The organism is Niallia oryzisoli (genome assembly GCF_036670025.1).
GTDB classification, from domain to species: Bacteria; Bacillota; Bacilli; order Bacillales; family Cytobacillaceae; genus Bacillus_BD; species Bacillus_BD oryzisoli.
In genome coordinates, this window is record NZ_CP137640.1 from 4,513,643 (window position 1) to 4,537,664 (window position 24,022).

Here is a 24,022-nt window from a genome sequence, read left to right on the forward strand (position 1 = left end):
TTATCATAGTTATAAAAATAAAAAAAATCATAGTCTATATCATGACTTTTTATAAAAAGTAAATGTAATAACAAAAGAGATTAAGGATTAAGCACTTTATTTTACACTTTGTAAATTCCCCACAAATTGTTTCATTCTTTTCATTGCTTCACGTAATGCTTCCATAGAAGAAGCGTATGAACAACGGATATGACCTTCTCCTCCCTCACCGAAAACATTTCCTGGTACCACGGCAACTTTCTCTTGAATCAACAAATTTTCTGCAAACTGCTCCGATGTAAGGCCAGTATTACGAATCGATGGAAATACATAAAAAGCACCGCCTGGCAGGTGACATTCTAAACCCATTTCATTTAAGGAATCAACAACATAAGCTCGTCTTTTTCGATAACTTGTTTTCATTTCCTCAACATACTGTTGACCATTCTTTAACGCTTCGATTGCCGCATACTGTGTGATAGAAGGCGCACATATCATAGTATTATGATGTACCTTTAACATTGTTTGACAAAAGTGATCTGGTGAACATATAAAACCAAGCCTCCACCCTGTCATTGCGAAACCCTTTGAAAAACCTGATATTATAATTGTTCTTTCCCTCATTTGAGATATAGAGGCAATAGAACAAAATGGTTCATCATAGGTAAGTTCAGCGTATATTTCATCTGAAATAACAAGTAAATCATGCTCAATAATTATCTTAGATATTTCTTCTAGTTCATCTTGATTAAGGTAGCTGCCTGTTGGATTATTAGGTGAGCAAAGAATTAATGCTTTGGTATTTGTATTTATGGCCTGCTTAAGATGCTCCGGCTGAAGTTTAAAATTAGTTCCTCTGGTGGTTTCTAGTGATACAGGTAATCCTCCCGCAAGTGTTACTAATGGTGCATACGCAAGATAACTTGGTTCAATAATAATGACTTCATCACCTGAATTTAAAATCGTGCGCAATGAAATATCCAGTGCTTGACTTCCACCTACCGTGACGATAATTTCCGAATCTGGAGAATATTCAACTTGAAAATGAGACTTCATATAACAAGATATTTCTTTTCTAAGTTCGAGCAACCCTGCAGCTTCTGTATAGGATGTATTACCCTTTTGTAAAAATCCTATAGCTGCATCACGTATAGACCAAGGAGTTACAAAATCAGGTTCACCTACTCCAAGTGAAATAACTCCTTCAACACGACTTGCCATGTCAAAAAAGCGGCGAATACCAGAGGGTTTAATTTGTTTAACCCTTGAAGAAAGAAAGCATCTTGTCTTATTTCTTTTACCAGTATCTTCATTTTCACTTATTATCGTTCTTTTTTCAGTATTAATAAGATTGGACTCTAATTTCATCTTTTTTACCTCAAATCAAATTAATTTTATTTAACCAATTCAAATTGTGATTTCTCAAACTGTGTTTCAGTTTCAGTAAATTGATACAAATAGAATTTAATGATGTTATTTAACCTTCCTTAAATAATAAGACAAAATAAACAAAGTGAACCATCCAATAAGCTACTATTTTCACCCACCACTTCAAGTTTTATATAAAAAGTACCCGATTTATTATTAGAGTCTCCTGTTATACATAAAAAAAGAATCATGATTGACCATGATTCTAAATAATAATAAATATTCAAAGCTTGTGTTTCTTGAAAACATTAGTCCAAACCAAGTTTAAGGATTCGCTGTTTTAAGAAACTAATTTAACTCTTTTTGGCTTTTGTTCAGGGTACAAAAGACTTACGACAATACCTACGATGAGACAGATAAAGAATGTGGCAGCTTTGGCAGATACGATAACTTCTAATGGTGAAATGGACCATAGGATGGCACTTAGGAAACCTGTAATGATGGTTGCTACAACGCCTGTCCCCGATGTTTTTTTCCAAAAGAAGATCAATAAGATGATAGCAGAGAATGTATTTCCAACACCTGCCCAAGCAAAGCTGACCATACTATAAATAATGGATCCAGATGCTAATGAAACAATAATCCCTACAATTCCGCTGATAATGACGACAAAACGGGATAATTTTACTAGAGTAGTACTTTTAATTGTTTTCCCCATGGCTTTGTGAATAACATCTTCACTTACAGATGTTGTGATAACAAGTAACTGGGATGAAGCTGTTGACATAATCGCGGCAAGTATTCCGGCAATGATAATTCCAGCTACCCAAGGCGGCAGTAAGTCAAATACCATATGTGGCAAAATCATTTCAGCATCATCGATCGTACCTTGTTTATAAATGGTTGATGCAAAAATAGCAGATAAAAAGGCTCCTATATAAACAATTAACGTCCAAATAATAGCAACCCATTGACCCGTTCTAAGTTCTTTCTCATCCCTTAAAGCCATAAAACGCGAACTTAGTTGAGGCTGTCCACCTAACCAACCAAAGAACCAAGATAGGTTTGTAAATAACATCGCTCCAAGTGCCAGTCCAGTTAATCCACCTAACCAACTATCAGCACCATTTCCCATTGAACTTAATGCTGCCGATACAGATAGATCATTTTGCTGAATTTCAGCAAATCCAGCGATTGGAACAATAATAAACGCGATCAACATTAAGAAACTTTGAATCGTATCTGTCCATACAACAGACATAAATCCACCCATACATGAATAAGCAATAATGATTAGTGCTATGATAACTGTTCCAACAGTAATATTAAGTCCTGAAAATGAATATAGCGTTTTACCTACTCCGGAAAATTGAGCTGCAAGATAACATGTAAAAAAGATAACCATGATGAGCGATGATAACCAACGAATCACATTACTATGATTAGGAAATTTCACCGCTATATAATCTGTTAAGGTATACACATTATACTTTTTCGTTTCTTTCATAAATCTTTTCGCTAATACAAGCCATGAAAAGAGAATTCCTATAAACATCCCGGATAAAATCCAAACACCTGACAAACCTGCCACATAAATAAAGCCCACTGCACCTAAGAACATATAAGCTGATTCGCCTGTAGCTCTTTCGGAAAATGCTAGTGCCCAACCAGGTAACTTATTGCCACCTAGAAAATAATCTGCGTGGTCTAATTTTTTTCTACTAAAGTAAATACCAACGAGTAACATTAATAAGATATATACAATAATTTCAGCAAAAACAATTGTTGAACCTGAAAAATTCATTTTTATTCTCCTTTTAATCCAATTAAACAAAGCTAAATAGTATGAATAAAAGTACATTTAATCGTGTGTTAACTATTAATAGTGAAAAATTACAGAGCCTACTTTTTTAATTTAAAAGTCTTCACTAGTAGGCCCTGTTTTCTGAAACACATTAGTTAGCATCTAACTTTAAAATACTTTTATATAAGACGTTTGCTGCTTTTCCAATATCTTGCTTTGAAGAAAACTCCTTAGGATTATGACTGATTCCATCCTTGGATCTGACAAAAATCATTCCCACTGGGAATCGATCTTTAAACTGCATCCCATCATGTCCTGCACCGCTCGGTAAAGACACAACAGGTTCAGCAATTTCCTGAATACTGTCTCTGATTACTTCTTGAATTTTCTCATCACAACGTACAGGTGCTACCCTCTGTAATACCGAAATTTCAAGACCAAGTCGTCTTTCAGTCGCAGTCGTTTCAGCAAATTGTCTAATCCTTTGTTCAAGTTCATCACGGATATCTTCATGAATATCTCGAATATCCATCGTCCATGCCACTTCACCAGGGATAACATTTACTCCATTTGGTTTTACTGACAATTTGCCGACCGTAGCGACAGCTGTTGGATATTCTTTTGCTATTTTTTCAGCCTCAGCAATGATTAGACTTGCACCCACCAAGGCATCTTGTCGTTGATTCATCGGTGTAGCACCTGCATGCTCAGATAACCCTGTTAAAGTGAACTGCAGCCATAAAGGTCCAGCAATCCCCGTGACATTTCCTAAGGCAGCATCCTGATTTTCAAGAACCTTTCCCTGCTCTATATGAACTTCTACATAAGCTTTTACGTTATCTATTTTAGCACTTTGAAGTCGTTCCTTTTTATATCCGAATTCCTTCATGGCTTGTTCAATTGAAACTCCTTGTTGATCGACTCTTGTCAAATCTACTTCCGTCAATGTCCCAGCCACAGCTCGGCTACCGATCATTCCAAAACCAAAGCGAGTTCCTTCCTCATCCTTAAAAGCAATAACTTTTACTGGATGTTTTAATTGAACCTTATTTTCTTTTAATGAATGAATGACTTCAATTGCTGTTAAAACACCTAAGCTGCCATCATATTTACCACCATTTGGTACAGTATCAATATGAGAACCTAGTAACATAGCAGGAGCATCAATCGTACCTTTTTGACTTCCAATTAAATTTCCGACTGCATCAAAATGAACGGTTAATCCAGCTTCTTCCATATATTGTTTGACTAATTCATTTGCCAATTGCTCTTCCTTTGTATATGAAAAACGATTAACGCCACCATCATCATTTTTCCCGATGGAGGATAATTCTTCTATATGTCTTATCAATCGATGGATATTAATCATTTCTAGGATATTAATCATTTTTAGCATCTTCATCCTTTAATTGAAAACGAAAATGGCATTGTCCATGTTTTAAAAGTAATTGGTCATGCACAACATTAAATTTATTGTTATAGCCATGTGCAATTGCATCATCAATGATGGTACAATACACAAGCCCATATTTATGCATATCATCTGCTGCCCATTGATCACCTAAAGGACATACTGTAAATGTTTGCTCAACCTCTTCACCAGGAATATAATTTTCTTCAATGGTAAATAACTCACTTCTACCCATATCATAATTTGATAAGTAATTTTCAACAGTATTGTTCTGTCCATTTACTCTTGCTCTTTGTGCAATGCCATAGCCCCTCTTTTCACCGAACTCCCAAATACCTTCTTGAATCGTTTTTTCTCCTTCTTCACCATACGTATCTACAACAGCTTTAGTAATTTGCGCAAACAATTTTGCAAATAGGGCAAATGGTGTTAGTTTCTCATATTTATTCTTGACTTTATGATTCTTAGGAATATAATCAAACAGTTTGTGAATATCACCTTCTGTAACTGCTTTTGTGGCAATTTCTTCTGCATCTTTATAACCAAAATTTTCTACACCTTGTTGTAGTAAAGCCTTCCCTTTTTCCCCATGTTTCCCTACTACCTTTTTTTCTATTTCAGTAAAAAGCTTTGTTGTCATGACCTCCATAGAATATGGTGCAATATTATGAAGTACTGTACTCAATGATCTCATTCTCCTTTTCTTTCTTTTTTAATTATATTAGTTATTGTCGATATCAATACATATAAAACCTATTAACTTACTTATATTTTAATTGATTCTAATTATAATTAATTCCTTGTATAAATCAAATGAATATTTATAATGTAATATATGAAAATAATTAATACTTGGAGTGATGGTAAATGACTCTTGTCAGATATGATATTTTTAGAACAGTTGTAGAAACAGGAAGCTTATCAAAAGCAGCTGAAGTGATTGGGTTAACGCAGTCAGCTGTCAGTCATGCCATTTCAGGTCTGGAGTCAGACTTTGGATTTACTTTACTCACTAGAGGTCGTTCAGGTATTCAATTAACCAGTAACGGAGAAAAAGTGCTGCTTTACATGAGGGAAATATTAAAATGCAATGAACGAATGATGCAGGAAGTATCTAAAATACATGGGCTGGAAGTTGGGGTCGTGAGAATTGGTACACTGCCGAGTGTATCGATCCAATGGTTACCCCAAATTATTAAGCAATTTAATCAATATTTCCCTGACATAGAAATTAAGCTTTTTGAAGGAGATTACGATGAAATTGATAGCTGGATCGCAGATGGAACCGTTGATTTTGGTTTTATGTCATTACCGGTATCAAAAGCATACGAAGTAATCCCCCTAAAACAAGATCGACTGTTGTGTATTTTACCTGATGACCATCCCCTAACTCAGCAAGAAATAATTTATTTAAATCAACTGAATGATGAATCTTTTATTATGCCTAAATCCAGTATTGATAAGGATGTACGAAAAATTTTTAAAAAACATAATATTAAGCCAGTCATTAAATATGAAATCTCTGAGGATCAAGCAATTATTGCTATGGTACAAAATGGACTAGGAATTAGTATCCTTCCGGAAATGATCCTGTACCGGATTCCTGATGGTCTGCAAATCATACCTTTGGAAGAAAATTATTACCGCACCATCGGCATTGCTGGCACTTCCTTACGACACATATCACCCGGATCAAAAAAATTAATCAACTTTATTCAGGATTGGTTAAAGTGAACTAGGCATTTTTACTAAAAAAGCTTTTTTACTTTTGCTGGGCATAAAAAAAGAATAAGAATCATGATCAATATCATGATTCCCCCAAAAAATGTTAGAGAAAATGAAGCGCTTCAGAAAATCTTTTCATTCCTTCATCAATTGATGCTTCATTTTCTCTTGCAAAAGTAAACCGAACAAAGCCTTTTTTTGATCCCAATGTTGAACCAGGAACATAAATAACTCCTCTTTTGATTGATTCTTCCAGTAAGTGAATTTCATTAATATCCTTTTTTATCTTGCACCATATATGGATTCCTCCCTGAGGAACAGAAAATTCAACCTGGTCTTTCAAATAAAACTGAAGGCTGGTGACAATTTGATCTCTGCGTTTTTCTAATTCTTTCACTAATCCTTTGATATGAGCATGAAAATTTTTCGATTCTAAAAAGTCATTTGCTATCCATTGAGTAAAACTAGCATGACCAAAGTCTATTTGTTGCTTGGCGTCAGATAACCTCTCAATAACAGGTTTTGGTCCAATAATCCAACCAATTCTTAACCCAGAAGCAACAATCTTTGACAAAGAGCTGATATACAAAACATTCCCATGGACATCCATCGATTTGAGTGTGGGAACTTGTTCCCCTGTAAAAGACGTTAAGCTGTATGGATCATCTTCCACGACAGGAATCCCATGTTCAGATGATATGTCAAGAATCACCTTTCGCTGATTTTCGTTAAGTAAGGAACCTGTAGGATTTTGATAAGCCGGATTTAAAAATATCATTCTGATTCGATGTTTCTTATGTAAGGACAGTAATTCCTTGGGGTCTATTCCGTTCTTATCTACTGATAGAAAAAAGGTCTTGATTCCTGCTGATTTAAATATTGGAAGATTATAATTATAAGACGGATCTTCTAAAACAACAGCATCTCCCGGCTTTAACAAGCACTGAACGATTAAGTGTAACGCTTGTTGCGCTCCAGATGTAATCAGTATGGAAGATGGTGACGTTTCAATTTTACGAAATTGCCTAACATGCTCGGCAATGGTATTTCTCAATATTTCATTTCCTTGCGGATGGTCATAGCCTAAACTCCCAATAAACGATCTAGTCGAAGTAATTTCTCTTAAGTATTCCATTGGAAAAAGATCCTCTGACAATTCTCCGCTTGCTAGATTGATCAATTGATGTTCAACGGCTTCTTTTCGTATCCGTTGAGTAACGGGTAAATTAGGTAAGAAGGAACCCGCCTCAATATATCTATTCCAGCTAGGAATGCGTTTCTTAGTAATTCCCCAAATATCCTTGCTTATGGTCGTCCCGCTTCCTCTATTTCTTTGAATAAGCCCGTTTGATTCTAACTCATCATATGCAGCAACGACCGTGCTTCTGTTTATATTTAGCTCCTTAGCTAAGTACCTTTCAGATGGTAATGGTTTATCAGGGGGAAATGTACCATCCGCTATTCCATTTTCAAGATATTCAGCAAGTTGTTTATAAATTGCCTTTTTTGCTTTTCGATCTGGTCTCCAATCCATATTAACAGTCCTTAATATTTAATTAGTTACCTGTACTTAATTATAAGTTTTCTATTTATTTACTAATTGTGCTCTGTCTTTCTATTAGGCTCTATTAGACATGGTTGTTGATTTCTGTTCCGGGCACTTCGCACACCTTAGGGCGACCGCCGAGCCTCCTCGACACTGCGTGTCTGCGGGGTCTCGCCTGTCTCGCTTCTCCTGCAGGACATTGAGTTACTTCCCCGAATCCGCCCACGCACGAGAAAATCCGATAGAATTTTCGAGGAGTCTACGTGCCCTCTACTGCAATCAACCTGCTTACCCAAAATCAACATTGTGCTTTAACACAGCCTTCTATTAAGAACAAAAACAGAAATAAAAAATAACCTATTATCATTATTACAATAATAGGCAAAAATATCACATAATTTGTTTTAAGAGAAAAACCTAATGTATACACCTAGAGAAACTAAACCAAAAATAATGATAATTACATAAATAAAAGTTAAATTAGAGAAATTTCTTTTCGTTGAGCTGCTATAATTATTGTCGCCTTTTCCTGCAATTAATAGTGTTGAGACAATAGCTATTACTAAAACTATAATTACTAAAGTATATAAAACCTTCATTTTCCACCTCTATATTTGCATAGTTTAAGTAAGATTAAGTGGTAACACTGTACTTCCATTTAAATAATTCTATTATAAACTATATGTTTATCTAGTTAACCATCCACTAAACAATTAATTTAACCATCCACTTTCTTGCTTCAAGCAAAAAAGACAGAATCCAATAGAATAATAACTTTTGAATTCTGCCTTTTTTATTAATCTTAATTTATGCTATATATCTCAATTTCATCAATTTACTGTGAAGATTGAAGAACTGATTACATTTTCAATTTCTTTAAACACCATATCAATATGCTGGTTACCTTTGATATTACGTAAAGTTCCTTTTTCACTATAAAAATCAAGAAGGGGCTGCTGCTGGTCGATATTTACCTTCAGACGTGTTCCGACTGTTTGTTCATTGTCATCATCCCGCTGATATAGTTCCCCGCTGCACTTATCACATTCCCCGTCGACCTTTGTTGGGTTAAAGATCATATGGTAGGTTGCGCCGCAATCACGACAAATTCGGCGGCCGGTTAATCTGGCCATCAGCTCATCTGGGTCAACAAGGATATTTAATACATGGTCAATGCTTCTTCCGAGTTCTGCCAAGATTTGTTCAAGAGCTTCTGCTTGAGCAGTAGTTCTCGGGAAACCATCTAATAGGAAGCCGTTTAAGCAGTCATCTTTGCTTAAACGTTCACGGACAATGCCAATCGTTACTTCATCCGGTACAAGTTCACCGGCATCCATATACTCCTTTGCTTTTTTACCAAGCGGTGTACCTTCTTTTATTGCTGTCCGGAACATATCTCCCGTAGAGATATGTGGAATATCATACTTTTTAATGATTTGTTCTGCTTGGGTGCCTTTTCCTGCACCTGGAAGTCCCATCAATATTAAATTCACTAATTATCTCTCCCTCTGTATATCTATATAAGTTGGTGGTCAAATGGCCTTTGGTATATACGGACATGTTTACTCAAAATGAATCACTTTTTGCACGCATATATCAAAGGCCATTTATTTAACATAATAAATTGATAAAGCATTTTCGACTTGGTAGAGTGAATTTGGCAGTATCAATTTAATAATTAATTAATCATTGAAACTATGCTAAGATTTTTGAAGCAAAAGAACTTTCCTCCTCAGTGGTGGGTACATTCATGTAGTAAGGATTCTGCTAGGCGTTTATTATCTGAGTAACCGTATAATTTCCATCCAGCTGCTATTTGGTCCATGACTTGATCGAAATTTTCACAAATGATTTCCTCTTCTTGACAAAACAGAACATAAAACATGAAGTACCTCCCCTGATATTTTTTAATTTAGAAGATTAAGCACTTTTGCCAAAACGTTCAATTTGTTTCTTTTTGAATGTTCCAGTTGGAAGAATGTCTTTTTCAAATAATGGATTTAAGATACCTGCAGCGGATGCATACCAAGCAGCAAAGGCAGTTGCTAAGCCAAAGTATCCTGCCATCGGACCAGAAATGATTCCAAATTCGGTTAAATCCAATATGATAAACGTAATAAATAATAAAGTAAAAACAAGATTTAATGCAGGGCTGATGCGGAATGTTCCAATCCACATATAGAAAGTAAAGATTGTCCAGGCGACCAAAAATGTGCCGAGAGCAATATTTATATCCTCACCAAAATGTAAAACCCCAGTTAATTCCAGATATATCAAGGAAGATAAGGAAATCCAAAAAGCACCGTAGGAGGTAAACGCTGTAGCACCAAATGTATTATCCTTCTTAAATTCCCACATACCTGCCAACATCTGCGCCAATCCTCCGTAGAATAAACCTAATGTTAAAAATACATCACCTACAGAGTCTGGAAGCAGACCTGCATTTTTACAGCTTAAAACAAATGTTGTTAAAGCAAATGCTGCTAATCCTAACGGACCTGGATCTGCAATTGAAACCTTTTTCTCACTCATAATCTTCTACTCCCCACCATAAATTTCCTGCTTGTTTATCAGGCAATGACATCCATCGATTCATCACGTTCTTGAATAGGTATAAAGGTTTGATTTTTAAGTCCTACATATTCTGCCCGCGGACGAATTAAACGGTTATTCTCGTACTGCTCCAGAATATGGGCAATCCACCCAGATACACGGCTGATTGCAAAAATAGGTGTAAACAAATCATGCTGTATTCCTAAGCTGTGGTAAACAGATGCTGAATAGAAGTCAACATTTGGAAGCAGGCCTTTTTCATTTGTGACGATTTTCTCGATAGCCAGTGACATGTAATACCACTTCTCTTCACCTGTTACTTTAGCTAATTGTCTCGACATTTCACGTAAATGCTTTGCACGTGGATCCCCTGTTTTATAAACCCGATGACCAAAACCCATGATTTTTTCTTTGTTTTCAAAAGCTTTATGTAAGTATGAATCAACTTGTGTAATATCATTAATTTCAGCCAGCATTTTCATTACACTTTCATTTGCACCACCATGAAGCGGACCCTTTAACGCTCCAAGTGCTGCTGTTATACCGGAATACATATCAGATAACGTCGCAACGCAAACACGAGCCGTAAAAGTCGATGCATTTAATTCATGATCAGCATGGAGAATAAGTGCTTTGTTAAAAGCTTTTTCTGAGATTTTATCTGGAATTTCTCCATTCAACATATATAAAATGTTGCCAGCAAAACTTAAATCCTCTTTTGGTATAAGCGGTTGTTTTCCTTCGCGGATCCGCGAATAAGCCGCTACAATTGAAGCTAATTTTCCTTGGAGGCGCAGCGACTTACGATAGTTAGCTCCCTCAGACATTTGATTTGTCTCTTCATCATATATAGCAAGTGCTGAAACACAATTCATTAAGATTGACATTGGATGGGTGTTTTCTTTAGATAGTTTTTCAATTATATTTAGCAGCTCAATTGGGAGGTAAACGTTTTCAATTAATTCACTTTTGAATTCAGCCAGCTGCTGAGAGGTAGGAAGTTTATTAAACCAAAGCAGATAGATCACTTCTTCAAATTGTGCAGAATCTGTAAGATCATCAACATTGTATCCCCGATAGGTTAATACATCATCAATTATGGAGCTCACAGAAGATGTGGTTGCAACGACTCCCTCTAATCCCTTTGTTTGTACCATATAATCCCCTCTTCCATATTCATTTTTCTTTATTTGCTGTCACACAATGGTTTAGGAAAAACATCTGATATACAATACCAACTTTACTTGATTCGATTCTGATTATATAACACGTTTTTAAACCTGTCTGAAAATTTGGATAAAACGTTTTATTTTATGATGAAAGGAATTATATGGATATGAAACTCAGATCGCGTTATAATTTAGTCAATATTACAAAAAGGGAGAAAATTCTGCAAAATGAATAATATAAACATTTATAAATTCATTAAAGATTGGGTTCCTAAAGAAGCCTCTATTGCCTTTGCAGATATGAATCAATATTTAGATTATCAGTCCGGTATCCATGACATCCGCATCCGTCCTGGACAAGCTATTCCATCAGGCAGTATTTCTGAACGTGTTTTTCAACAAAGAAGCAGGATCGAATCATTAGTAAATGAATCGGTATTCGGCATCCCATACTATGGAATTGGCTATCCGATAGAAGAAGATAATGGTTTTATTGGTGCACTAACAGTCATTCTTCCTCCCTTGTATGCATTAAACAATAAACAGCCATCCTATTCTTTTATTACTGGAAAACAAGGCGAAATTTGGAATCCTATTCCTATAGAACAAATTGCTTATATTGAAAGCAGTCAAAAAAAAACCTGGTTTTATACCAAGGACGGCCAATACAGTACCATTCAGACATTAAGAGTTCTCGAACAACGGCTGCCAAGCTCATTTATCCGTATCCATCGATCCTATATTGTGAATATTTCATTTATACAACAGCTGTCTCGCGATGTATCTTCTAATCTGATCATGAAGCTTAAAATCCCTGACAGTCCTGAGCTGACCGTTAGTCAAACATACGTAACAACTGTTCGAAGAATTCTTGAGTTTTGATGAAATGTAATAATGAAATGAATCCACTAAAAGCCGTAGCTCTTCCTAATAGAGTATGCGGTTTTTTTTTCTCCAAAATAAAGATAGGTAAATAATCCTTTAACAAAAAAATTTCCTTCTTAGGATTCTGAAAGTACGGTAACACTACCAACTATATGATGAAATTCTTCATAAACATAGATAAGAGGTGGATTATCGTGGAACAATTGAAAGGTTTTAAAGATGGATTTTACGTATTTTAAATAGAGAAGCCCAATGTGAGCTTCTCTAATGTTTCTCTTTAAAGCTTTACTCTTTTCGCTCCTAAATAATATTCTTTCCAATAAGTATTACTCAAGTCTGATATGGTTACACCTGTAGAAGATCCTGCATGAATGAATTTGTTGTCCCCAATATAAATGCCAGCATGTGATGGTCCAGCTTTATATGTTGTAAAGAATACGAGGTCTCCCTTTTGTGGAACAGAAACAGGCGTTGCAGCGTTCCAAATGGCATCCACTGTTCGAGACAGAGAGACACCTTGCTTATTAAAAACGAAGTTTAAGTAACCAGAGCAATCAAAACCAGAAGGTGTCGTTCCACCCCATACATATGGTACACCAATATATTTCTTTGCCTCTGTGATTAAAGAATCAACATTCAAAGCCTTTACAATTGGGGCTGGGGCAGAAGCTGATGTTCCTTCAGCTGTTAATTTTAGTACTTGTCCAACATAAATATTGTCGTTCATTAAGTTATTGAATGACTTCAACTCTGTAGACGTAAGACTGTTTGCTTTGGCAATAGAAAATAAAGTATCACCAGATTTAACTGTATAAGTACTATGAGTATGCGGAGCAATCAATGATAACGCTTGACCAACACGGATTGTGTTTGATGTGAGATTATTCCAACTCATTAATTCCTGGACGGTAATATTATTGGATGAAGTAATTTTCCAAAGAGTATCACCGGCTTGAACTTTATATTCGATTGCATGTGCAGATGCTTGGGTAGAATAAGCAGAAAATAAAATACCAACCGAAGCGGCTACTACAAATATTTGTTTCTTCATAAATCATCTCCTCAGGTTTCGGCATCACCATGTGAATTATTCACAAAAAAATTGTAACTTGTAATCAACTAAAATAAAATCTCCAAAGTTTTGGTAGTTTTATAGACAAAAAGGTGTCAAGCACCACATATGAACAAAAATAGGATTTTGTCCATATGTGGTGCCTGACACCCTGTAGGTTATGCTACAGACGTAGCACGTTTTTCTTTCTTTTCTTTTTTCACTACAAAGGAAAGAATGATTAATACAAATAGAACCGAAAGGCAAACTATTGTACCAATTATGTTTTGTGCATTAAAGATAAAAGCAATAAAAATGACAATTAAGGATACTGCTGCAAATATTGTTGTATACGGGAACCATTTGACTTGAAAAGCCGGGAGCTTTGCATATTGTTTTCGAAGCTTTAATTGAGCTAAACAAATACTTATCCAAATAGATATTACGGTAAAGCCTGGTATAGACATCAGGTAGCTAATAACTTGATCTGGAGTTAAATAAGCTAAAAATACTCCTACTAATATAAAAGAAGTTGTTAAAATAATTCCATTTAACGGAATTCCCTTTTTGGATATGAACGAAAAAGCCTTTGGTGCTTCTCCATTCTGTGCCATTGAATATAATGTTCTAGATGTTGCATAGATACCTGAGTTTGCTGCTGATAAAACAGCCGTTAACAGGACGAAATTCATCACATGTGCTGCACCTGGAATACCTGATAAGCTGAATACTTGAACAAATGGACTGTCTGCTGAACTCACTTCATTCCAAGGGATGATACCACAGATAATTAAAATCGGGAATACATAGAATAGAATAACCCTTGCTACTGTTCCCTTAATAATCTTCGGAATAACTTTCTCACTATCCTTCGTCTCAGTCACAGCCACACCAATTAATTCAGCACCGCCGTAGGAAAACATGACGACAAGAAATGCACTCAGCATCCCTCCCATTCCATTTGGAAAGAAGCCACCGTGTGCTGTGTAATTAGAAAAAGAAGCATTTGTTGTGTTTGGTAAAATATTTAATAGAATCAATGCTCCCAAGATAATAAAAGCAATTAAAGTAATGATTTTAATACCGGCAAACCAGAACTCCAATTCCCCATAATGTTTTACTTGAAATAAATTAATACCCACAATAACGACTGCACAAAGTACGCTTAATAGCCATAATGGGATAGAGGGGAACCAAAATTGCAAAAAGCTTCCCGCTGCAATTAATTCTACAACCGTCACGATAACCCAGTTAATCCAATACAGCCATCCAACGATAAAAGATGATTGAAATCCAAAGGCCTTGTTGATCAGATTCTGTACATTAAGGTTCGGGTATACAGTTGCCATTTCTCCTAACGCCGCCATCACAATGAACAGCAATAGACCGCCGATCATATAAGCTACGACTACGCTTGGACCGGCCATATTCAATGTATCGGAGCTTCCCTTAAAAATACCAGTACCGATCATACCTGCTAACGCAATAAACTGAACATGCCTTGGCAGCAAGCCCCTTTGTAAATGTTGCTGATTTTCACTCATGCTGTTCACACCTTACTTATTATATAGTTGCCATTTGTTATTCTCTGGATAGTAAAATTCTTTTTTAATTAAACGCTTTTTAGCTTTTGAGCTTTTGAGTACTAAAGCATTTTACTATACTAATATATCATATTATGAAGAAGTGTCAATTTAATAATTTTGTTAATTTAAGAGATTACTAAATTATTTATTCTGCTTCACTTGGCTGCTATTTGGTAACATAAAAAACGCTAATTCTAGATTTGAATTAGCGTTGAATATATTAATTTTTCTCGTTATTTTTATCTGAGGAATCCCCTTGCTTACCCTGATTTCCAAAGTTTCCATTACTTCCGTTATTTCCGTTATGATTACCGTTATTCTCATTATTCTTTTGTTTTTCATTGTCCGCTTTTGTTTCAGCTTGTTCGGGTTTCTTTTCTTTCTCTGAAGGATGAGCCTTGTCCAGTTCCGGTCCTTTCACTTCACCCGTATATTGGTCAAAATTATTTTCCTTCTTTATTTGCCCTGGCGCCACATGTGGTGTGCTTTCTATTGCAGGTTTAGCTTTCCCATCCTGTGGTGTGTTCACCGGTGGATCACTCTGTTTTGAAGGCTCTACTGCTGGCTTATGCTCTTCCACTTTTGGAGAAGATGCATCCGTCTGTTGTTCTTGTTGCGGCAGTTCTTCTTTTACCGGCTTTTCTTTTTGATCCTTTTGTTTCTTTGAATGATTCTTATTCAAACTCTTGGATTCCTCTTTGTATTCCCCGATCGTTACACCCTGTTTTTGAGCTATCTCTCTATCTTCTTCCGTACCTTTCACAACTGTAAGTTCAAGATGTTTCCCTTGAATAACTTCTTGCACATCGGTCCATTTTTCTTTCCAGTTTGGGTTATCGACATCTATCGTTTCCGTTTCATAAACTGTTCCGACAACAATCTCATGGTTATCTTTCAAATAACCCTGTCTTTTTATTTCATCGATGATATCGTTTGTTACCTCATCGATCCCCTTCTTTTTCCACCCTTTTAGTTGGTTTACAATCTTCTCTCCATCTTCATTATAAGGAGTGATTGAAATGACTTGATAATCCTTATTAAACCCTAATTCGATACTAGGATTTATATCAATAGACATATAAGCATATACTTGGTTACCTTGATATAGAGGAATAAGAGAAACTAGTAACAGCAGGCTTGCAAATGACGCTGCAAGTGCTTTTCCTTTGAAAGTATGAAAAATTGAAAAAGATTTATTTTCCATTTCTTTCTTATCTGGAAAAAAGTCAATCTCTTGACCAATTTGATAGTCATTGTTAAGCTTTCGGGCCCGTAAAAATTCACCTTCCGGGGTTAAAAGGGTTACAAAACGATCATTTATTTCCAATATGATTCCTTTTTTCACGTTTCCACAACCCCTTTGATATAATCTTTTAGATAGACAAAATCATAGATCAATATAAGTGAAATAGCGATAATATATTTCCGATTTCGCTCAATTGTTTTTCTGCTGACGGACACCAGTTTTTCCAGCTGTTTGATAGGGAGCTGCTTTTTGTGTAACAAACTATTAGAAAGTTCTTCATTATCAGCAACTATTTTTGCGGCCAGTATCGCACTTTTTCTTGCATCAGCATGTTTAGGAGATTGCTCGAGCAAATCTTGGAATGTAAGATTGAATTGCTGTAGTAGTCCAGTGAATTGAAGAATTTCTTCTTTTCTTAATTGCTCATCTATTTTACTGTTATATTCTTTAATAGAAAGCTCAGCATCGATGGCTGAGGATTCGGAATCTTCATCCTGATAACTGCCTAAATTATAATTGAGTTCTTTATATTTAGCTTGCTTTCGAATATAATCGATTACTCTACGCTTGATAATTACTTCTGAAAAGCTGATTAATGAGTTCCCTTTTTCAAATGAATACTTCTCAATCGCTTCATGAAATGCAATAAGACCAATGCTAAATTCATCGTCAGAATCATGAATATATCTTTTACATATAGAAGAGACTGTTTTTGCAATAAATGGTTTATAGGTCTCAATCAGTTCATTAAGTAATGTCAAATCACCCTGTTGAATAAGATGGATTTTTTCTTCAAGGGTATGTTTTCTTTTTCTTGACATTAACAATAAACCTAGCATAGCCTCACCTCAAATCAGAAACCATTATAGCATATAATTTCCCTGCCATAGCTAATTCGCTTCTTGCTATTTATCATTTCCTCCTCAAATATTATATTTCTATCTGTCTCTTCTTCACTAAAACATTCGAAATAATGAGGTACTTTTTTGGGGGTAACAAAAAATAAATATTTTAAAATAGTATCATGTCGTTTTTGATGACAATAAATTTTGAATTTTACAAATTATACAAATTGATTCATAATGGATATAAAAATGACTTTATGAAAGGAATATATCAATGGAGAACACGAAGGAACTTGACTTACAAAATATGAATCGAATTACTTTAATCCTCTTCTGGACCGGTTTAGTCGTATTATGCTCATTATATGTAACAATTCCTTTACTGCCGGTCTTTGCAGCTTCCTATAGCCTTTCAGCTAGTCAGGCTGCCTGGGCCGGAAGCATATTTTCGATTTTCTTTGCAGCTGGCTCCTTATTTGCCGGCGCCATCTCAGACCGATACGGCCGCAAAAATGTGATGATGATCGGTTTGGTATGTTTTTCGTTCATAACCTTTTTGATCGGGTTAACCAATAGCTACAGTAGCCTGCTTATCCTAAGAGCTCTTCAGGGTGCCGCCGCAGCTACGTTTCCACCAATTGCCCTTATCTATATAGGTATGATGTATCCTCAAGCAAAAAGAGTGACTACCATTGGAATTGTCAGTTCAGGTTTTTTAATTGCCGGCATTATCGGTCAGCTTATAAGCACATTTATTGAATCTGTCTTCAATTGGAATGCCGTTTTTCTGATTTTAAGCGTTCTCTATTTCATAACGACGATTTTATTGATCATCTTTTTACCGAACGATGATATCCAGCAAGGGAATTATGGCATGTTTTCAGTGATTAAAAAGTTCAAAATCCCTTTTTCGCAAAAAAAACTTATCCTCTGCAACAGCATTGCAATCATGATTTTACTATCCTTTGTCGGCATGTACACCGCATTAGGAAATTACCTGAGCACTACTTTTGACTTTAATGATCAAGATATTTTTGCTGTCCGTGCAGCAGGGATTCTTGGCATGATTTTATCCCCTTTCACAGGAAGGTTTGTTCAAAGGTTTGGAATGAAAAAAGTTTTGGTAAGCGGGCTGGTTTGTTCAATTATAGGATTATTAGTCATGGGGCTTATTCAGCAATTATGGCTGATTATCACTATGAGCATTCTTTTTGTATGCGGGATTGCCGTTGTCGTCCCTTCCATGCTTGCATTAGTCGGTCAGCTTGGCGGCAATGAAAAAGGAATCGCCACGTCAATCTATACCTTTATCCTATTTATTGGAGCCAGCATCGGACCACTTTTGGCGACGCTGATTTTAAAAACAGGAATTATTACTCTGCCTTTTATTGTTTTTGGCTGCATTCTCTCAGCAGGCTTACTTATTGCCACTTCTATTTTTTCAACTGCGAACAAAACCAGCACGTCACAGATGAATTCCCAGTCATTTGATGCCTAAAAAAATGTCCTTCATCGTTTGAATGAAGGACATCTTACTTTTCTCTTATTTTCGATATTCAGCCTTATAGCTCTCATACTTTTCTACAATGGTTTTTACAACCTCATCCGTCTCATCTAAATGACTGACTTCTTTTAATACATGTGTGACACCATGTTCTTGAATCATTTTTTGCAGTTCAACGGCTTCTGGATCCCCTTGAACATCAAATAATAAGCAAGCCGCAATTGCGCTGGCGAGATTTTGATAAGACAATCCTAATTTCTTAGCCTCCACTAAAGGCTTAACTAACCGATCTTCAGCACCAAGCTTTCGGAGCGGAGAACGACCGACACGCGTTACATCATCATGCAGATGCTGATTTTGAAAGCGCCCTAAGATTTTCTTAATATAGGTTTGATGCTCTACTTCATTCAATTCGTAGCGTTTGGTTAAGTATGCACCGGTTTCTTCAATTGTAGCTTTCACTTTTTCGTATATTGATGGATCATTTAATGTTTGGTCAATCGTTTCTTTACCGTCTAGATAACCAAAATAGGCAGTTACTGCATGTCCTGTATTAACCGTAAATAGCTTACGTTCAATAAACGGTGCCAAATCAGCTACCTTTGTCATTCCTTCCACCGCTGGAATATCTTCTGTTGTTTCGACAACCCATTCAAAATAAGGCTCCACTAATACATCTAACGAATTCTTATTGTCCTGGATTGGTACGATTCGGTCAACGGCTGAATTAAAGAAGTGGACTTTCCCTTCCATGTTACCTGCTGCATCCTCAGGCATATTTTTTAAAATGTGACCCTTTAATATGTCTGTAGCTGAAATTTGATTTTCACACGCAATGACATATACCTTTTCATTCGTAACATTAAGTCTTGACTGCAGGCCTTTAGCAATTAACGGAGCAATGTGAGGAAGAATATTAGGGCCAATAGCAGTTGTAATGTAGACCGCCTCTTCAATCGCTTTAATAACCTCTTTTTCCTGCTTTATGTTATTTAATCCTGACACATTTTGAATTTCAATTACGGTTGGCTGATCCTCAGCTGTCCGAACTTTATAGGCTTTTTCTTCATTTAACTTTGAAATAATCTCATCTGCAATATCTATAAACGTTACATGATATCCTGATTGGGAAAACAATGCACCAATAAAACCTCTGCCAATATTTCCAGCACCAAAATGTACAACATTTTTCATATATTAATTCATTCCTTTACAAATTTATTTTGCAAATAGTCATAAAAAGTATCTTCCAGTTTTGAACGAATGATTTTCACATTCCCTGAAGAAAAAATCATGATTGCCCTTTTATCTTCAACAATAATGGAACTAACCATGCTTATTATTTCCAATTGAAGCTGTGTTAATTTCTCAGGAGCCAGCAGCAAAAGGATATTATGGACATCCATCTGCCTGCCGTCCATGCCCAGCAAACGATAGGGAGTCTCTAAATGGGCAATATGAAAGGTTATTTCCATAACTCCTTCATGACGGCAGTGGAAAAGTGCCATGTTTGTGTCAGGTATTCCTAAGCCTCCCTTTGTTTCTCTTGCAAGCAATTGACCATATACAGCTTCCGTGCTGGAAACTAACCCCTGCTCTAAACAGTGTTCAACCATTTCCTTGAGAAACGCCTTATAGTTTTCATTGTTTTTTGAACGATAGACAGATAAATTTTGTAAAATGCTCCGAATACTATTTTGACATTCATCCACTTCCTGCATGAATTCAAGTAACGACTTTGCTTTAGGTTTGTTATGTTTTGTTGTTTTCACTTGAGAATGGTAGCTTGTCTGCCTTGTGATCTTTTGAATGTTCGTCCCGATGTAATCATAGATCGCTTCAATGTCTTTTTCATACAACAATGGATTCACATAGACATAGTCCAATTTTTCCTGTAAAGGCAAAATGACGGTTGAAATAATAATCCCGTATTGGCTGATATCCTTCGTCTGTAAATCCTTTAGAGACGCAATTTCCGTTTCTGTTATCTCGGGAACTTCTTTTCTAATTCGACTTGCAAGCATTTTGGATGTACCGATACCTGTAGGACAAACAATTAAAGCAAGAATCTGTACCTCTTCTTTTCGCAGCTCTAATGCAGAGCCAAAGTGTAAAACGATATATGCAATTTCATCATCATTAAATTCCAGGTTTTTAAATTCTTTTGCTACACTTTTGCTGACAGTCAAAAACAACAAAGGATACTTCTTTTTAATTTCATCGGTTAACGGGTTAAACGAACTTAATCCTTTTTGTATCCGAAAAATAGAAGGCTCCATATGAGCCAATAAGCCTTGGAATAAAGAAAAATCTGATGTTAAATCACTATTCATTTGTTTTGAAACATGATGGATGATTTTCTTTATCGAGCGTCCGACCAAGACACTGTCATAATTCGTATATTCTGCTTTTTGTACTTTCGAGCCTCTTAATACCATGACAAGAAAGGCTATTTCGATATCAGTTAATGAAATAGAGAAGTACTGATAAAATTCCTGACTGATCTCTTTTACAAATTGAAATTCTTCCGATGGCTTTAAAGACTCGAGATCAATCTCGGTCTCCAAAAGGGAAAAGCCTTTTTCGATCCTTTGCAGAGAGATACAGATATGTATTAAGAAAGTAATATAATCACTGTCAGCCAGTTTGGTATTGAGATTTTTTATTTTTTCATATACAACCTCATCGATTACTTTTAAAAAAGATGTTTTTAAATAAAACAGGATTCGTTCCTTCTCCATTTGATCGTTGGCAAGTAAAATTAAGCTTTCGATTAACTCATTATTAAAATAAATGAGGTAAAAGTTGACCAGCGCTTTGCGGATTTTTTCCTCCGTTCCATATAATTCAACTCCGACACCTCTTTTTCTATCGAGCTCGATTCCATAGTCCTGAAGCCATTCCGTTAATTCATCTAAATCCGTTCCTAACGTTGTAATTGATACGCCAAGTTCTTTAGCCAAGGGGGCTAATTTCACTGGGTCCTTTGACTCCGCCATTTTGATAAAACAAAGAAGCCTTCTTTCCTCGAGAGAAAGGTCCTGTGGCTTTACTTTCGTAAGCTCTTGAATCAGGCGGTAAATATTCTGATTGGAGCCCGTTATCAATAATCCATTATCACTGGATTTGTCTAGTTGTAAATCAAAGGACTCTAATATCGTCTCGATGTTTCTTAAGTCACGGTGGATCGTTCGAACGCTTACATGTAAAAAGTCAGCAAAGGATAATGCTGTATGCTTCCCGCTTTTTTTGATCAATAATTCTAAAATAGCCTTTTCTCTCGCTGTTATCAGCATGGACATCAGCTCTTTTCCATTTCTTATGTATAAAAAACCTTTAAAAATAGGAATAAGAAAGATGCTTTTGCATCTTTCTTTCCCGCTTATTTTTCAAATGATGTTCCAATGATTGCTAGGATCTCATCCACAGATTGAGCTGTTGCCATTTTCTCGACATTTTCCATTTCTGAGCATGTAACAGCGATAGCTGAAAGGATTTCAAGATGGCCGCCTGCTTTACCTGCTATTCCGAAAATCAAACGGACCTTATTTCCATCAAAGTCAACGCCGTCCGGAACTTGGATAATCGTTACACCTGATTCGATGACATCCGCTTTAGCCTCTTCTGTTCCATGAGGGATGGCTACATCATTACCCATATAAGTTGAAGTTAATTGATCTCTTGCTATCATCGCTTCAATATAAGAAGGATTAACATATCCTCCATCAACCAGCACTTGTCCTGCGAAACGAATGGCTTCTTCTTTAGATGCAAACTTTTTATTTAAAAAGATATTTTTCTTCGTTAAAACACCGTTGTCAGCATTAGACGTTTTATTGGCTGGTGCCTCAGTGTTCTGTTCAGCAGTACCGTTATTCCCATCCTTAAATTGACTGATCAATTGATCATATTTTGGACTAGATAAAAAGTTATCAACTGATATGTGATAAGCATTTGGAACTTTTTGCTTCGCACGTGGTGTTAGTTCTTCTTGTGTGATGACGACCTGAGCATCATTTGGAAGGTTACTTATCGCTGTATTTGTTACTTTAATATCTAATCCAGCTTCTTTTACCTTTTTACGTAACAATGATGCACCCATTGCACTTGATCCCATACCAGCATCACAGGCAAATATTACATGTTGAACGTTTTCAGGATTAAGATCCATATTTGTTGCTGGCTCGTTTACAGTTAAGACACTAGCAACACTGCTTTTCTTGCCCTTCATTTCCTGCATTTTTTGCGATGCTTCTTCTAAATTGCCTTCTTTTGACTTGCTAGTCTTTAATACCAATACTGAAACAAGGAATGAAACAACAGCAGCAACCAGTACGCCAGCGATATTAGCAAGATACGATCCTGCCCCTTGTGGTGTCACGGCTAAAATCGCAAGGAAACTTCCTGGAGATGCCGGAGCCAATAATCCACCACCAAGCATGGATAATGTGAATACGCCGCTTACTCCCCCTAAAATGGCTGCAAAGAATAACATTGGATGCATTAATACATATGGGAAGTAAATTTCGTGAATTCCACCAAAGAAATGAATAATCGCTGCACCCGGTGCCGTTTGTTTTGCCGTCCCTTTACCAAAGAAGCAGTAGGCTAACAGAATTCCAATTCCTGGTCCCGGATTTGCTTCAAGTAAGAATAGAATCGATTGACCTGTCTGCTTTACCTGTTCAATTCCGATTGGTGATAATACACCATGGTTAATGGCATTGTTTAAGAATAATACCTTTGCCGGTTCAATCAGAATACTTGTTAATGGAAGAACTCCGGCATCAAGCATCCATTCTACACCTGCAACTAATGCAGTCGTTAATGCTGTAACTCCTGGTCCGATTGCTAAATATGAAATAATGGCAAGAATACCGCCGAGAATACCGGAAGAGAAGTTGTTAATCAACATTTCAAAACCAGTTTTCACTTTTCCTTCAATCAGTGAATCAAACTTCTTTATCACCCAGCCGCCGATAGGACCCATAAGCATGGCTCCTAAGAACATCGGCATATCGGCACCAACGATTACACCCATTGTGGCAATCGCACCGACTACGCCACCTCGGGCGTCATAAATTAATTTACCTCCTGTATAACCAATTAATAATGGAAGTAAGTATTTAACCATTGGATCAACGAGAGTTGCTAAATTTTCATTAGGTATCCAGCCTGTTGGAATAAACAAGGCTGTGATAAGGCCCCATGCAATGAAAGCGCCGATATTGGGCATCACCATAGAGCTTAAAAAGTTACCGAATTTCTGAACGCGAACCTTTACGCCTTTATTTTCTTGGGACATTCTGTCCACATCCTTTCTAACTAGCCTTACAATTATGATGTTAAA

General features: G+C 36.3%; 19 protein-coding genes. 3 read left to right on the forward strand and 16 right to left on the reverse strand.

Translation table 11 applies throughout. From position 1 onward, the window contains the following. Positions 1-96: 96 nt before the first annotated feature. The 4 genes from R4Z09_RS22585 to R4Z09_RS22600 all read right to left on the reverse strand — a co-directional run bounded on the left by R4Z09_RS22585 (position 97) and on the right by R4Z09_RS22600 (position 5,202). Positions 97-1,347, reverse strand: coding sequence for an aminotransferase (locus R4Z09_RS22585; RefSeq protein ID WP_338448973.1), 1,251 nt, complete (start codon positions 1,345-1,347; stop codon positions 97-99). Between the two features lie 340 nt (positions 1,348-1,687). Beyond that, the gene (locus R4Z09_RS22590) at positions 1,688-3,151 is read right to left on the reverse strand and encodes a sodium/proline symporter (RefSeq protein ID WP_338448974.1); all 1,464 of its coding nucleotides are present in this window, start codon (positions 3,149-3,151) and stop codon (positions 1,688-1,690) included. A 151-nt stretch (positions 3,152-3,302) separates the two neighbouring features. Next, the gene (locus R4Z09_RS22595; RefSeq protein ID WP_338448975.1) at positions 3,303-4,538 is read right to left on the reverse strand and encodes a Zn-dependent hydrolase; all 1,236 of its coding nucleotides are present in this window, start codon (positions 4,536-4,538) and stop codon (positions 3,303-3,305) included. Next, on the reverse strand, positions 4,531-5,202 hold the full coding sequence (locus R4Z09_RS22600) for an L-2-amino-thiazoline-4-carboxylic acid hydrolase (protein ID WP_338448976.1): 672 nt from the start codon (positions 5,200-5,202) through the stop codon (positions 4,531-4,533). Before R4Z09_RS22600 ends, R4Z09_RS22595 begins: the two co-directional genes overlap by 8 nt. 227 nt (positions 5,203-5,429) lie before the next feature. Here R4Z09_RS22600 and R4Z09_RS22605 point away from each other — a divergent pair, with 227 nt between their 5' ends. Continuing rightward, positions 5,430-6,296: a LysR family transcriptional regulator gene (locus R4Z09_RS22605; RefSeq protein WP_338448977.1), complete on the forward strand. Its 867-nt coding sequence runs from the start codon at positions 5,430-5,432 to the stop codon at positions 6,294-6,296. Between the two features lie 94 nt (positions 6,297-6,390). Here the strand turns inward: R4Z09_RS22605 and R4Z09_RS22610 are convergent, their stop codons facing one another. The 5 genes from R4Z09_RS22610 to citZ all read right to left on the reverse strand — a co-directional run bounded on the left by R4Z09_RS22610 (position 6,391) and on the right by citZ (position 11,543). Continuing rightward, complete coding sequence (locus R4Z09_RS22610) at positions 6,391-7,821, reverse strand: PLP-dependent aminotransferase family protein (protein WP_338448978.1); 1,431 nt, start codon at positions 7,819-7,821, stop codon at positions 6,391-6,393. 842 nt (positions 7,822-8,663) lie between these two features. Next, positions 8,664-9,326, reverse strand: a complete 663-nt coding sequence (locus R4Z09_RS22615; RefSeq protein WP_338448979.1) for an adenylate kinase — start codon at positions 9,324-9,326, stop codon at positions 8,664-8,666. Positions 9,327-9,565: 239 nt separating this feature from the next. Then, positions 9,566-9,718: a hypothetical protein gene (locus tag R4Z09_RS22620; protein ID WP_338448980.1), complete on the reverse strand. Its 153-nt coding sequence runs from the start codon at positions 9,716-9,718 to the stop codon at positions 9,566-9,568. 35 nt (positions 9,719-9,753) lie between these two features. Next, positions 9,754-10,365, reverse strand: coding sequence for an acetate uptake transporter (locus R4Z09_RS22625; RefSeq protein WP_338448981.1), 612 nt, complete (start codon positions 10,363-10,365; stop codon positions 9,754-9,756). Between the two features lie 38 nt (positions 10,366-10,403). Then, a complete protein-coding gene (gene citZ / locus R4Z09_RS22630) occupies positions 10,404-11,543 on the reverse strand; it encodes a citrate synthase (protein WP_338448982.1) in 1,140 nt (379 codons plus the stop codon). Between the two features lie 240 nt (positions 11,544-11,783). On the opposite strand from citZ, the gene R4Z09_RS22635 reads away from it, so the two are divergent. After that, positions 11,784-12,437 (forward strand): LytTR family DNA-binding domain-containing protein, encoded by a 654-nt coding sequence (locus R4Z09_RS22635; RefSeq protein WP_338448983.1) that lies wholly within the window; start codon positions 11,784-11,786, stop codon positions 12,435-12,437. Between the two features lie 280 nt (positions 12,438-12,717). Here the strand turns inward: R4Z09_RS22635 and R4Z09_RS22640 are convergent, their stop codons facing one another. From R4Z09_RS22640 to sigI, 4 genes are all read right to left on the reverse strand, one after another. Next, a complete protein-coding gene (locus R4Z09_RS22640) occupies positions 12,718-13,491 on the reverse strand; it encodes a C40 family peptidase (RefSeq protein ID WP_338448984.1) in 774 nt (257 codons plus the stop codon). Positions 13,492-13,670: 179 nt separating this feature from the next. Then, positions 13,671-15,035 carry an amino acid permease gene (locus R4Z09_RS22645; protein WP_338448985.1) on the reverse strand — a complete coding sequence of 455 codons (1,365 nt, stop codon included), beginning with the start codon at positions 15,033-15,035 and terminating at the stop codon, positions 13,671-13,673. A gap of 262 nt (positions 15,036-15,297) precedes the next feature. Continuing rightward, positions 15,298-16,422 (reverse strand): anti-sigma factor domain-containing protein, encoded by a 1,125-nt coding sequence (locus R4Z09_RS22650; protein WP_338448986.1) that lies wholly within the window; start codon positions 16,420-16,422, stop codon positions 15,298-15,300. Beyond that, entirely contained in the window at positions 16,419-17,162 is a 744-nt protein-coding gene (sigI, locus tag R4Z09_RS22655; protein ID WP_338448987.1) for an RNA polymerase sigma factor SigI, read from the reverse strand. Before sigI ends, R4Z09_RS22650 begins: the two co-directional genes overlap by 4 nt. 280 nt (positions 17,163-17,442) lie before the next feature. On the opposite strand from sigI, the gene R4Z09_RS22660 reads away from it, so the two are divergent. Further along, positions 17,443-18,666 carry an MFS transporter gene (locus tag R4Z09_RS22660; protein WP_338448988.1) on the forward strand — a complete coding sequence of 408 codons (1,224 nt, stop codon included), beginning with the start codon at positions 17,443-17,445 and terminating at the stop codon, positions 18,664-18,666. Between the two features lie 45 nt (positions 18,667-18,711). On the opposite strand, the gene R4Z09_RS22665 is transcribed toward R4Z09_RS22660, so the two are convergent. The 3 genes from R4Z09_RS22665 to R4Z09_RS22675 all read right to left on the reverse strand — a co-directional run bounded on the left by R4Z09_RS22665 (position 18,712) and on the right by R4Z09_RS22675 (position 23,977). After that, positions 18,712-19,866 carry a mannitol-1-phosphate 5-dehydrogenase gene (locus tag R4Z09_RS22665; RefSeq protein WP_338448989.1) on the reverse strand — a complete coding sequence of 385 codons (1,155 nt, stop codon included), beginning with the start codon at positions 19,864-19,866 and terminating at the stop codon, positions 18,712-18,714. Between the two features lie 8 nt (positions 19,867-19,874). After that, the gene (locus tag R4Z09_RS22670; protein ID WP_338448990.1) at positions 19,875-21,974 is read right to left on the reverse strand and encodes a BglG family transcription antiterminator; all 2,100 of its coding nucleotides are present in this window, start codon (positions 21,972-21,974) and stop codon (positions 19,875-19,877) included. 80 nt (positions 21,975-22,054) lie between these two features. Continuing rightward, entirely contained in the window at positions 22,055-23,977 is a 1,923-nt protein-coding gene (locus R4Z09_RS22675; RefSeq protein WP_338448991.1) for a PTS mannitol transporter subunit IICBA, read from the reverse strand. Positions 23,978-24,022: the final 45 nt, after the last annotated feature.